Source organism: Leptospira wolbachii serovar Codice str. CDC (assembly GCF_000332515.2).
GTDB classification, from domain to species: domain Bacteria; phylum Spirochaetota; class Leptospiria; order Leptospirales; family Leptospiraceae; genus Leptospira_A; species Leptospira_A wolbachii.
Window position 1 is genome coordinate 1,562,618 of sequence record NZ_AOGZ02000014.1, and the last position, 12,544, is coordinate 1,575,161.

10 protein-coding genes are annotated in these 12,544 nt (G+C 41.4%); 3 read left to right on the forward strand and 7 right to left on the reverse strand.

Annotated features, from left to right (window positions below; all coding sequences use genetic code 11):
• Positions 1-4: 4 nt before the first annotated feature.
• Both LEP1GSC195_RS12750 and LEP1GSC195_RS12755 read left to right on the forward strand, forming a co-directional pair.
• Entirely contained in the window at positions 5-583 is a 579-nt protein-coding gene (locus LEP1GSC195_RS12750) for a hypothetical protein (RefSeq protein WP_002977008.1), read from the forward strand.
• A 17-nt stretch (positions 584-600) separates the two neighbouring features.
• Positions 601-2,007 (forward strand): lipoprotein, encoded by a 1,407-nt coding sequence (locus LEP1GSC195_RS12755; protein WP_015681586.1) that lies wholly within the window; start codon positions 601-603, stop codon positions 2,005-2,007.
• Between the two features lies 1 nt (position 2,008).
• Here the strand turns inward: LEP1GSC195_RS12755 and ftsZ are convergent, their stop codons facing one another.
• The 7 genes from ftsZ to LEP1GSC195_RS12795 all read right to left on the reverse strand — a co-directional run bounded on the left by ftsZ (position 2,009) and on the right by LEP1GSC195_RS12795 (position 10,559).
• Complete coding sequence (gene ftsZ, locus LEP1GSC195_RS12760; RefSeq protein ID WP_015681897.1) at positions 2,009-3,199, reverse strand: cell division protein FtsZ; 1,191 nt, start codon at positions 3,197-3,199, stop codon at positions 2,009-2,011.
• Between the two features lie 10 nt (positions 3,200-3,209).
• Positions 3,210-4,448: a cell division protein FtsA gene (gene ftsA / locus LEP1GSC195_RS12765; RefSeq protein WP_015681955.1), complete on the reverse strand. Its 1,239-nt coding sequence runs from the start codon at positions 4,446-4,448 to the stop codon at positions 3,210-3,212.
• 1 nt (position 4,449) lies between these two features.
• Entirely contained in the window at positions 4,450-5,181 is a 732-nt protein-coding gene (locus LEP1GSC195_RS12770) for a cell division protein FtsQ/DivIB (protein ID WP_015680837.1), read from the reverse strand.
• 113 nt (positions 5,182-5,294) lie between these two features.
• Positions 5,295-5,660, reverse strand: coding sequence for an LIC_10421 family protein (locus LEP1GSC195_RS12775; protein WP_015681628.1), 366 nt, complete (start codon positions 5,658-5,660; stop codon positions 5,295-5,297).
• A 306-nt stretch (positions 5,661-5,966) separates the two neighbouring features.
• A complete protein-coding gene (locus tag LEP1GSC195_RS12785) occupies positions 5,967-7,676 on the reverse strand; it encodes a caspase family protein (protein WP_015682135.1) in 1,710 nt (569 codons plus the stop codon).
• A gap of 59 nt (positions 7,677-7,735) precedes the next feature.
• Entirely contained in the window at positions 7,736-9,013 is a 1,278-nt protein-coding gene (locus LEP1GSC195_RS12790) for a DUF1574 family protein (RefSeq protein WP_015682336.1), read from the reverse strand.
• Positions 9,003-10,559 carry an MBOAT family O-acyltransferase gene (locus LEP1GSC195_RS12795; protein WP_015681530.1) on the reverse strand — a complete coding sequence of 519 codons (1,557 nt, stop codon included), beginning with the start codon at positions 10,557-10,559 and terminating at the stop codon, positions 9,003-9,005. The genes LEP1GSC195_RS12790 and LEP1GSC195_RS12795 overlap by 11 nt, the downstream gene beginning before the upstream one ends.
• 58 nt (positions 10,560-10,617) lie before the next feature.
• Here LEP1GSC195_RS12795 and LEP1GSC195_RS12800 point away from each other — a divergent pair, with 58 nt between their 5' ends.
• Complete coding sequence (locus LEP1GSC195_RS12800; protein WP_015681942.1) at positions 10,618-12,525, forward strand: RecQ family ATP-dependent DNA helicase; 1,908 nt, start codon at positions 10,618-10,620, stop codon at positions 12,523-12,525.
• Positions 12,526-12,544 lie beyond the last annotated feature (19 nt).

The window sequence follows — 12,544 nt, forward strand, 5'->3', positions numbered from 1 at the left end:
GGTTATGAAACAAATTCTTTTCTCCTTTCTCTTAGTAGGATTCTTATTCCAATGCAGTAGCAGTCCCAAACGACTAGACAACGCTGATGATTATATCTCCGACTCGGGTGGGCTCACTAGCCAGGAATTGGTGAAAGCTGCCGACAAACTCGCAGGCCAAATTGGGGAGTACTTTAAAGAAAACCCACACGAAGAAGGTGTCTTTGTTGCCCACTTCCCCACACGTAACGATACATCAGAACAAATCCAAACTGAACTTTTTGACAACGCCTTTGTTTCAAAACTTATCAAAAGCAAAATTTATACAGTTCGCACAAAAACAAGAGAGCAGTCGCTAAACGAAATCCAGTTCAGTTTGTCCGGACTTACTTCCAACAGACTTTCCATTGGAAAACTAAAATCTCCCAACTTCTTTGTCCGTTGCGAAATCAACGAAAACATGTTTACTTCCGATGGAGAAAAAATCGTAGAACAATCCATCAATATCGAACTAGTGGAAGTGGAAACAACCATCGCTGTTTGGTCTGAAAAAGTTTCTTATCGTAAATTAGCTGTTCGAGGAAATAAAGGGGTTAGCTGGTAACCCCTGCCCATCATTTCATGAAAAAAACAATTCTCTTTCTTTCTCTCTTCATTCTCGGTTGTGCCAGTGATTACAACAAAATCATCAAAGCAACTGAGTCGGCGTACTATGGTCAGGATTATGACTCTGCCATTCCTAAAATTAGAGAACTCTACGAAGGTTCTTCTACTAAGGACAAACTTCTCTTTTTAATGGAAGCAGGTATGATCTTTCATACCAAGGGTGATTACGTAACCTCCAATAAAGTATTCAAAGAAGCAGAAGATTTAGCTGACAATATCAGGGTCAGCATGATGAGGTCAGGTCTTTCGTTTGTCCTTTCTGACAACGAATCCAATTACACCGGTGAAGACTTTGAAAGAGTTATGATCAAGTTCTACATTGCGAATAATTACCTGCTTCAAGGTGATACAGCTAATGCAAAAATTTATTTCCGAAGACTTGACTTCGAACTAAAAGAAATGCGTTTTATGGCAGCGGAATATCGCCAAAACAATGCTGCTAGACTCATCGATGCTTATGTTTCAGAAAAACTCGGCCGTTACAATGACGCTCGTGTCCAATATAAAAACATGGAACAACTTGTCGGCAAAAGTCAAAATCTAATCGCCGACAGATATTTGTTAGCTGTTAGGGAAGGAGATTCTGGAGACCAGGCAAAATATGCAGCAGGGCGATCTAGTATACAAGCGTATAATAGTTCCATGCAAAGAACATCTCCAGAAAATGAAAAACTTTCTGAAGTCATCATCATCCATGAAGCCGGTAAATCTGCGATTAAAATGTCTCGAGGAAAACTCATGGAAGATGAGTACTTTGCTGTGGCACTCAGGGGAGCAGTAGAAGTCGGACTTTATTCCAAAGGGGCAGGAGCTTCTCTTACTGGTGCGATTGCAGCACTTTCCATTGCCGAAAATCCAATTCCTATCTATAAAGAAAGGGATCCAAATGGTTCTTTGCCTAAGAAATATTTCATCAATGGAGTGGATGTCGGTTATTCAGATATCATGAACAACTACTCTGAAACGGCGATGAACAACTTTAACGAAAATTACAAAACTCTGATCACAAAGAACCTTACATCTTTGTCATTAAAGATTGTAGCTGCTGTGATTGCATCGGAAGCGATGGCTCGTGCGATTGAATCCAGTGGGAAAAGCAAAAATAACGATTTGGTTTCTGGACTCATTCGAGTGGCGGCCGGTGCTGCAGCGGGACTTGCTGTATCTCAAACCATTGCCCCAGACCTACGTTGTTGGCGAACCATACCAGCAAACTTCCAAGTGAAACGTATCTTTTTAGCTCCCGGAGAATACGACTTTAAAGTCGAATCTCCAGGATCCATTGTGACAGCCGCACCGAAAAAACTCCTAGTGGAAGCCGGCAAACCGTTGTTTGTTTCGGTTCGCTCTTACTCCAATTAGTTTAGTCGTTCTTTCTTCTTAAAAAAGCAGGAATGTCGTAGTCCTCTCCGTAGTTTTGAAACGGGGAGGATTGTTTCTGAGAAGAAAATCCTCGGTTCGATTGGCGGATGGAACGAGTTGAATCTTGTTCCTTTCCTAGTCCAGATTCCTTTTCCTCGCTCTTTCGAATGTATGACAAAGGAGAAATCGATTCTTCTGAACCCACAACCTTTTGTTCTCTTTGGTACTGTTTCCCTCTTTTAGCAAAACCTGTAGCAATCACTGTCACTCGGATTTGCTCAGAAAGACTTGTGTCCTCATTCAGTCCGATGATAATGTTGGCATCGGGATCTGCTTGGGCTGTAATGATTTGCGAAACTTCATTCCATTCATGGATGGTAAGATCGTTTCCGCCAGTCACATTGATAAGAAGGGACTTGGCGCCTTGAATACTAGAATCTTCGAGGAGAGTATTGTTGATGGCTTGTTCTACGGCTTCACTCACTCGAGTTTCTCCGCTTCCTTCCCCTACACCTAAAATCGCATCCCCAGTATCTTTCATAATGGTTTTTACATCGGCAAAGTCTACATTGATGATTCCTGGGTGGTTTATGATATCGCTGATCCCACGAACACCGTTTAACAAGATATCATCGATCACACGGAAGGCCATATCTACAGGAGTGTTTTTATCCACGACTTGAAAGATAGAATCATTACGAATGGTGATGAGAGTATCTACATTGGCACGGAGTTGGTCGATTCCGTGTTTGGCAAGTTCGGCTCGTCGTTTTCCTTCAAAGGAAAATGGGACAGTCACCACACCCACAACCAAACATTTCATTTCTTTGGCAATGGCCGCAATGATAGGAGCAGCTCCGGTGCCTGTTCCACCACCCATACCCGCAGTGACAAAAACCATATCTGCACCTTTAAGGGCCGATACAATTCGCTCTTTATCTTCGAGGGCTGCCTTCTCTCCAAGTTCTGGATCCCCACCAGCACCCATCCCACGAGTTACTTTATTACCTAATTGGATTTTGACTTCTACAGGAGATTTTAATAATACTTGTTCGTCGGTGTTCATCACAATAAAATCAACACCCGTCATTTTTGCATGAACCATACGAGTGACGGCGTTCATTCCGCCTCCACCAACTCCAATGACTTTGATAATGGCAGGGCTTGTTTTTTCTTCTTCTAGGTACAACATCGACATATCCTTAGAGATTATTCTCCATCCAACGACGAACCTTCTTCATCCAACCGTCTGAATCAGATCCGGAATGCATGTTTCTTTGTTCTAGGTTTTGTATTTTTGAACTATATTTAATAAGACCAACGGCAGTGGCATATTCTGGTGAGGAAATTTTATCCACAAGCCCACTGAGTCCTGCAGGTTTCGCACGACCGACTGACAAACGTAATACTTCCTCGGCAGTGGCTTCAATTCCTTGTAACAGAGAGGTTCCTCCCGTAAGGATAACTCCTCCCGCCAAACTAGGCTTAAATCCTGACCGAACCAGTTCATGATCAATCATTTCTAAAATTTCACGAACCCGGGGTTCTAAAATTTCCACAAGTTCCTGGCGAAAGACGGAACGGGATGGCCTTCCAGAGATCGAAGGAATTTCAAATTTTTCAGTAGGGTCCACCATATCAATGCGTGTGTGACCATAACGTTTTTTGATGACTTCTGCTGTTTCGACCGTGGTTTTTAAACCTATAGAAATATCGCTTGTGATGTGGAATCCGCCAAAGGGAACCACTGAGGAAAAAGCAATTCCGCCATCCACATAGATGATGATGTCGCAGATTCCAGCACCGATATCAATGACAGCGGTTCCTAAATCTTTTTCACCCGAAGTGAGGATGGCTTCGGAAGAAGCAAGACTTGATAATACCCGATCCATTTGCAATAGACCAGCTTGTTCTACACAACGATCAATATTATTGAGTGCTGTGTTTCCGCAGGATACAATATGAACTTCTGCCTCTAAACGAACTCCTGTCATTCCAATCGGATCTTTAATATTGACTTGGTCATCCACTTTGAATTCTTTCGTGAGAACATGGATCACTTGTTGATCATTCGGAATATGGACAGCTTGTGCTGCTTCTACAACACGCATTATATCTGTTTCTGAAACGATTCGTTCTCTGTTAGTAACAGCGATGATTCCTTTTTCATTGAACCCATTTACCGACTTGCCAGAAACATTTACGACAACGGTATTCACTTCTTGGCCTGCCATGAGTTCGGCATCACCAAACGCCTCTATGATGGACTTAGTTGTAGTTTCTATGTTAACAATAGAACCGTTTTTAATACCGGCAGAAGGATAAACTCCCGTTCCAATAATTTCGATTTCATGATCACCCACAAGTCGCCCAATGACAACTTTAACAAGAGAGGATCCCAAATCCAAGGCCGTTATGATCGGTGCATCATCATAGGTCATATTAGTGGTAAACGGCGTCCTCTCCTCTTAAATCTATAGAAACAGCCTTAACAGATTCTGCTTCCATATAGGCAATCGAAGCATATAGTTTGCGAAACACATTCAATTCTAACTTATCTCCTAAGTATACTTTCATGGAATTTGGAGATTTTAAATACAAAGTATAATTGCCATCACGTTCAACGCTGAGTTCGGAGATTCTGGATTTGAGTGCGGGATAAAGGGAAAGAGCATGTCGCATTTCTTTAGTGATATCAAAAATCTGTCTGCCTTCTAGTTTTTGTTCCCTCACGGTGAACTGCCCACTAATCACAATTAGATGATTAGCTAACACGCGATCTCTGGAAAGTATCTCCAGATTTTCATCCACTTCATACAGGGAATTTCCTACATGTATGACAAATTCAGCGACTTTCTCCTGTATATTGATAATCAAAAATCCATCGGGATCCCGGGTGATTCGAACCTTCCGAATCCTCGGATGGTTTGACAATCGTTTCTCCCATTCTTTCCAATCGGCTATGGTTGGTGCCTCTGGATCCACTCCCAAAGAGTGAAATACCTCAGCAGGAGAAAGAGCTATAAGGCCTTCCCACTCCACACGAACCACCGGTTTCACGGGTCTACCCCAACGAAAGACTAGTCCTAGAGCCACAAGACCCACAAAGACTAAAAGGATCGGAACCACACGCCCAAATCGTTTTTCTTTGATTTCTTGGGGGGTGTCAACCATATATTGATTATGTCACATACTAAGGATGTTTGGAAAGCATTTATCCACAGGGTACAAAAAAAGGCCAGGCGAACCTGACCTTTCTCGCTAGTCTCAAAATGAATTTGAGGTGCTTAGTTTTGTGCTACCCTCATAGAACCTTGGCTTAGATCCATAGAGATAGTTTGGTATTTTTTGGCTTCTTTTTCAAGAGCTTCTGCACGGCGAAGAAGTTCTTTCTTCTCGTTCATTTGGCTAAGAGCCTTACCACCTCGAGTAGATCCTGCTCTGTCACGAAGTGCCTGAGCCATTTCTACTTTTTCTTTAGCGATGTTCGCTAGGTATTCCGAAACGGCAGATTTTTGCGCCGGAGTGGTTGCTTGTTCAATCATAGCAGACTCCAAAAGCTCCAATCTTTCGTTTGTATCTAAAGCATAGAGATTTGCTGTTGCAAGTCCCATAGCCAAGATCCCTGTTGCGATTATCTTTGTTGTTTTCATGTGATCCTCTCTAGAGTGGGAACCTCTTTTTCCGATTCCCTTTTTATTCTATGACTCTAGAAAACTTCTCATCCCGATTAAATTCAATCGGAAATTACGAAGAATTTCCCCTAGGAAGGCCCAAGTTAGCAAAAAAAGGTGAATTTAGATTAATATTAATCAAATCAAGATTAAATTTAATCAATCTGGTTCATAATCGTGCTCAAAAGTTGCCAATCAAGGATAGGATTCCCGAGGAAGGGCATAAAAAAACCCTCCGAAGAGGGTCTTCCTTTGTCTTTCCAAAATCTAAGAAAGGGATTTTGGTCAGTATTTGGTCTTTGTGTAACTCAATTTTTTATTGAGGATGATCTCTACTGTTGTCAATTCCCCAGGTTTGATATTGATTTCCGAATTTTCCAATTTCATCTCTTCCATGAAACTAGCTCGGATTTCGTATTTACCCGGCTTTAAGTTGGTAAACCAAAAGTATCCATCTTTGTCGGTAGTGACTTTGAAGATTTGGTTGGTCGAGACCACAGTTGGCATATATATGGGGTGTTTTTCGATGGGGTTGTCCAAGGTTTTGTAGAACACTCGGCCCCGAATCGCTCCAAATCCATCCATGGAATTGATTGCATCCACAGTCACAGTCTGTTTTGGAAGCACTGCCGTGGCTGTTTTGTAAATCGGATACTTGTCTGCACGGATTTCAATTTGGTGCACTCCGGCAGGAAGGTTATCAATTTTCACATTGTAGATATCTCCCTGAACCAAGGTTCCATTTTTGGAAACCGATCCCCAAATTTTTGATTTCTCAGTTGTGACTTGGGATGTGTATTCCTGATCATCCACAAGGACTTTGATCGAACGCACTTTGTCTTCTGGTTGGGAAGATTTCAATTTTCCTTGTTTGTTAAGAAGGTCATAAGGGGATTTGGTTGCGGCTCCCCCATAAGACTTATCTTTGATGATGGAAGTGCGAATGAGGATACTTCCCGTTGTGACGGAAGGTGGGGCCGGTGGTTCCACTTCTGTAATCGGAGGGATGACCACTGTGGTTTCGTTGGCCGGTGTCGGTTCCGGTTCTGGTGCCACGGGAGGGGTCGTCGTATTGTTATTGTTCGGCGTGGTAGTCTCTACTGGTGTGATTGGAACGTTTACCACAACGTTTGGCGGTTTTGGGGGAGGGTTTTGTGGTTTAGGAGAACCTGACAAAAAGATCCCTGCTGCATTTCCAGAAACTTGCGGGGTTTGTTCGTGGTTGAATTGGCGAGCCATCTTTACGGTTTCTTCTTTGGCAACAAAGAAGGCTTCGAGGGCTGTCACCACACTGTCTTTGTTTAAATCCCCTTTTTCCAGGGCATTTCCAAAGTTATAAGTAAAGATACCATGGTTGATGGTTCCACCCACTTCGATGGATGTTTGGTCATCATCCGAGGAGGAAATGACTGCTTTGTCTTGGAAAAAATAATCTTCCGCATTTTGGCGGACAACTCCATCGTTTCCTTGGGCAATCGGGATCTCGGCAGCGCCACGGGTATTTTTTCCCTTTTTGGCAATCCCACCAGAATAACAACAATCCATCACAAGGACCGTCTTCTGAGATTTGATTTCTGTTAAAAATTCGTTTAATTCTTCATCGGAAATATGGGGGCGATCGTAACAGATCAGATAGTTCCGCATTCCGTTTTTAGCCTTCGCATCTTTCATATACATTCCATGACCGGAGAAGTATAAAAAGACCGAGTCCTCTTTTCCCACAACTTTACCCAGTTGGGTAATTGCATTTTTTACATTGTCGCGAGTGACCATGGAACCTAACAGGACTTTGATATCCTTAAAGTTTCCTTTCTTTTGGATTTTTTCCTTTAAGAACGTTGCGTCTGCTTCACAGAGATTCAACTCAGGGATTTTAGCTGTGTTCCCTTTGTAGTTAGTTCCAATGAACAACGCATAACGGTTCTGCCCAAACACCGGTACACCGATGAGATAGGCCAATAGAATACAAACAAATATGTTTCGAAACGAAAACATGATTGGGTTTCCTCTTATCCGGATGGAGTGCCTCATTTTCCATCACTGGAAATCGGAAATCAATTGGATTTTTCTTTGGAATGCAAAAAACGGAACACCTGGGGAAGAACATAATTACGAAATTCTTCGTTTACCCGTTTTTCTCCTCGGCAATCGTAATGGATATTATCTACAAACCTCTCAGCGGGGTAGGAAGAATCGGGAAAGAAAAAGAGTTTGGCATCTGGATTTTCTCTAAAAAAAAGTTTCAAATCGACAAGGAGGTCCTTGGATTCTTGAGACTCTTGGCGTTCCTTCATCCAAGGCATATAAACCAACCCGAATTGAATTCCTTGTGCACGTGTATATTCGATCAGTTCTTTTAATACAATAAAGTCCGGTTTGTTATAAATATAGGGTTTTGGATTGGTTAGTTCTTCATCCAATTCCTTTCGAATCAAATCTTTGGAAAAGATAACAAGTTCTGGTTTCAATCGATTGGAGATATTGTATTTTCCGAAATGGCGACTGATTTGGTCTTCGATAGTGAGGTTGTCTTCCAATTGGGAAGAGGCAGGTTTACAAAGTCCCGCCTCTACATTTTCACAAGATTCACAAAACAAGGATCTTTCTTTGTAGTTTTTATCTACCTTCCAATTCGTTTGACTGAGAGCATTCCGAATGGCACCATGAAACCGATAGGACTCGTATAACAGTGGTGCTGCTTTCGAAAGTATAAACAATCGTTCCACACCTGAATATTGTTCGGAAAGTTCTGAGTAGGTAAATTGATGAAGGTATCGGTGGCCAAAAAATTCCCAAAGGATTTGGTTTGCGTCTTCTTGTTTTCCACTATAACTAATAATGTTGGTCGGAGTAGAGGTGCGAAAAAAATTCTTCTCTATTCCTTCGTTCCACCTTCGGTTCATATAAGTGGAAATAGATTCGTTTTCTTTTACGGACTTGGCATCGGGATCATACAGAGGGGGACCATATCCCGTTGCATATAACTTAGGAGATGCTGCAAACAATACCATTTTTGGTTTGGCATTTCCCTTCTTTAGATATTTGTCCAAAAAGAAACGATAGTATTTTGGTCCCATAGCCGGCAAACTATGATTATAGACTGAGAAATCAATGTCAGGTTGTTTCGGGTAACCAGCAAGAGCCATTGACCTTGAATCACCTAACACAATGATGTCAGCGTCACCTTTTCCAGATTCTACAAAGTTTTTCTTTAAGTTTACAAAAAAGATTTCTGGTTGTTCCAAAAAATGGATCCCTGTGAATCGAACCACAAGTTCCAATACTAAGAAAAACAAGAGGGAGATACCGATTCCTAAAAATTTAGAACGCAAAGTAAATTACCTCCTTTCCAAAAATCCCACGAGTGAGGATGAGAAATCCCATAAAGGACAAAATAAATGCCTGAATTATGGGGTGAATTTGAAAGATCCAATATCTTTCTTTTTTAAAATAAGTAATACCATCAAGAATCATAAGTGGTAAAAAGATTCTGAAATACTCCCCAAAAAGTCCCATCATATCCTTTATATTATTGTTTGGACTTAGATCCCAATCCCAAACAAAAAGAAATTTTTTCATATAAAGGAACATCATTTGAGCATCATAAGAACGGAACGCAAGGCCACTAAACGCAACCAACATATAAATTAAAATCCGGCTAGAGGTTCCCGAGAGAACACTTAAGAGTTTGTCCTTTAGAGTCGGTAATTTGGGTTGTGTGGTTTCTTTATTGTCTTCTTTCTTTTTGGCAAAGACAACTAAGTAAATGATTGTATAACCACCTTGCAAACAACCCCAAGTGATAAAGGTCCAGTTGGCTCCATGCCAAAGCCCTGATAGAAAAAAAATAATAAATAGATTTCTATACTGCGCAAATTTTCCGTATTTACTTCCCCCTAAGGAAATATAAATATAATCGCGAAACCATCTATTGAGTGTTACATGCCAACGAGTCCAAAATTCAGTGGGTGTTTTAGAAAATTCAGGAGTTTCAAAATTCACAGTGAGAGTGACACCTAGAAGTCTGGAAACACCTAGCGCAATAAATGAATAACCTGCAAAGTCACAATAAATCTGAGGTAAAAATAAAACAGCGCCCGCAAAAATCTGAGATCCATCCATGGATTGGATGATTTCTGGATTTTGTGTGTATAAAGACTTACCAGCAAGGAAAACTTGGTCTACATAGGTGGCTAAGTTATCGGCAACATACACCTTCATAAAGTAACCGAGTAGGATGTCATACAATCCTTTTTGCACTCCATCCCAAGTGGGAAACTTCGGTTTTTTTAGTTGAGGGAGAAGGTCTTGTGCTCTTTCGATTGGCCCTGCGACCAGTTGCGGAAAATAGTTCACAAACAAAGCAAAGTCAAAAAAGTCACGTTCTGCTTTGATTTGCCTACGAAACACATCGATAGTATACGACATGGTTTGAAAGGTATAAAAACTAATTCCCACAGGAAGGATGATGTTTCGCAAAAGATAGGTATTGGAATTTGTAGCCTCTGTAGATCCCAGCCATAAAGCCAACTGGTTCCATGAATCGATGAGGTTCACTGCGAAAAAATCGTAGTACTTCATGGTAAAGAGTAGGCCCAAGTTAGCTATGATGGAAACTGATAGATAGAGACGACGACGAATTTGGTTTTCTGTACCTTCAATGAGGAGGGCAGCACAGTAGTCAATAATGGTGCTAATGAGAATGAGGGTTAGAAAAAACCACTCCCACCATCCGTAGAAAAAATACGATGCAAGAAGTAACCATAGGTTTTGTGCGCGGTAAGCCCACTTCTGTTTTCCGGCAAACCAACCGAATCCCAAAAAGATCGAATACACGATCAAAAAGAATAACAAAAATACAAAGGTATTAAAAAGCATCGGTCTTCGTAACTATTTCCAGAACGCCGATTCTGTAAAATTCAAAAATGAGGGTAAAATGGGGAATCTTATCGTTGACCCGTTCGGATTTAAGGAAATCTTGAGAGTTACCTTGGATCTACGCTCGGAACTCAAAACCAAATTCGGTTTTTCGGAATTTCGCCCGGGACAAGAAGAAGCCATTCGTTCAGTTCTGAATGGTGAAGATACACTTGCGATTTTGCCTACCGGTGCCGGAAAATCTCTTATCTACCAACTCCCGGCTGCCATTCAAAAAAATAAACTAACCCTAGTTATATCGCCACTCATAGCTCTCATGAAAGACCAAACAGAGAGTTTACTTGCCAAAGGAATTCCTGCTGCTTTTTGTAATTCTACACAAGATGAAGTGGAACAAATGACCATCCTTGCCAAGTCGGTAAAAGGAGAAATTCGAGTCCTTCTTGTTTCACCAGAAAGAGCACTGTCCAACGGATTTCTTCGTATCTTTCGGGAATTGGATTTATTTGCACTCGTTGTAGATGAAGCACATTGTGTGTCTCAATGGGGACATGACTTCCGTCCCGAATACCGCCAAATTCATGTTTTACGGGAACGTCATCCCCGCCCTAATTTTCCTATTCTTGCCCTTACGGCAACGGCTACAGAAAGAGTCCAAACGGATGTTCAGTCTTCTCTGGGAATGAAGACACCCACGGTAGTTCTTTCTACTTTTTTTCGGCCCAATTTAAAATTCGGTGTAGAATACCCGGCTGCCGAAAGGGACAAAGCGGATCGGTTGATAGAACTTTTAGAACCATGGAAAGACGGAAGGAAATTTCCTGGACGAGCTATTGTTTACTGTGCCACTCGAAAAAAAACCGATGAAGTGTATGATCTTTTAAAAGACTTCGGGTTCTCTGTTGGAAAGTACCATGCCGGTAGAACGGATGGGATCCGAGAACGAACCCAAAATGCTTATACGTCTGGTAAAGTTCCTATCCTTGTTGCCACCAATGCCTTTGGAATGGGAATGGATCAACCTGACGTTCGTTTGGTGGTTCATTACCAAGTTCCTGCCTCACTTGAAGCCTATTACCAAGAAGCAGGTCGGGCGGGAAGAGATGGACTTGATTCGGAATGTGTTTTGTTTTACAAAGCGGGCGATGTGGCCACCCAAGTTTTTATGTTGTCCAAAGAAACAAACTTCAAAGGTGGAGATACTCTCCTCAAATATATGAAAGAGTATGCCAATAAAGAAGAATGTAGGCAGGTCCAACTTTGTTCTTATTTTGGAGAGACTATTTCTCCTTGTGGGAGTTGTGATATTTGTACAGAAGTTGGCGCCAATCTCCATCGTTCTAAGTTTTTAAAAACAGAAGCTGCAAAAGTCCAAAAGAAAAATGAAAAGCGGGACTACCCTCTTTCTGAATGGGAAGAAGAAACCATCCAAAATTTTTTAAAGGAACATCCCGCTGTGTTTGGTAAGAATATCATTGCCAAAACTCTTGTGGGCAAACGTACTAAAGATGTTCTTCGGTATCGGATGGAACGAAATCCTTTCCACGGAAAGTTGGATGGAATTCCCGAAGAAGCAGTGGTCGCAAAATTAGAAATCTGGGTGGAACAAAAAAAAGTTTTGGTGGCCGGGGCCAAATACCCGAAACTCTATCTGCCCAATTTTGCCAAAATAAAATCGAAAGTATCATCATCTAACTCTGATGATACGGGAAGTTCGATTTCAAAAGTCAAAAAACCACCGACTCTCAATTCGCAAATTTTAAAAGAACTGATGAATTACCGAGACAGGAAAGCAAGACAACTCAAATGGAAGAAGTTTATGGTATTTCAAAATCCAGTTCTCAAACGAATTGCGGAAAGAAAACCAAGAACCTTATCTGAACTAGAAGCCACAAAAGGTGTGGGTCCTGCAAAAGTAGAACGGTTTGGAAATGATATTATCGAAATCTTAGCCAAATGGGAATGATCGAATCAACATTTCCCAA

Bases quoted from the DNA above. Each gene is read 5' to 3' on its own strand.
- LEP1GSC195_RS12750 (WP_002977008.1), top strand. From the start codon at position 5: ATGAAACAAATTCTTTTCTCCTTTCTCTTAGTAGGATTCTTATTCCAA.
- LEP1GSC195_RS12755 (WP_015681586.1), top strand. From the start codon at position 601: ATGAAAAAAACAATTCTCTTTCTTTCTCTCTTCATTCTCGGTTGTGCC.
- ftsZ (WP_015681897.1), bottom strand. From the start codon at position 3,199: ATGTTGTACCTAGAAGAAGAAAAAACAAGCCCTGCCATTATCAAAGTC.
- ftsA (WP_015681955.1), bottom strand. From the start codon at position 4,448: ATGACCTATGATGATGCACCGATCATAACGGCCTTGGATTTGGGATCC.
- LEP1GSC195_RS12770 (WP_015680837.1), bottom strand. From the start codon at position 5,181: ATGGTTGACACCCCCCAAGAAATCAAAGAAAAACGATTTGGGCGTGTG.
- LEP1GSC195_RS12775 (WP_015681628.1), bottom strand. From the start codon at position 5,660: ATGAAAACAACAAAGATAATCGCAACAGGGATCTTGGCTATGGGACTT.
- LEP1GSC195_RS12785 (WP_015682135.1), bottom strand. From the start codon at position 7,676: ATGTTTTCGTTTCGAAACATATTTGTTTGTATTCTATTGGCCTATCTC.
- LEP1GSC195_RS12795 (WP_015681530.1), bottom strand. From the start codon at position 10,559: ATGCTTTTTAATACCTTTGTATTTTTGTTATTCTTTTTGATCGTGTAT.
- LEP1GSC195_RS12800 (WP_015681942.1), top strand. From the start codon at position 10,618: ATGGGGAATCTTATCGTTGACCCGTTCGGATTTAAGGAAATCTTGAGA.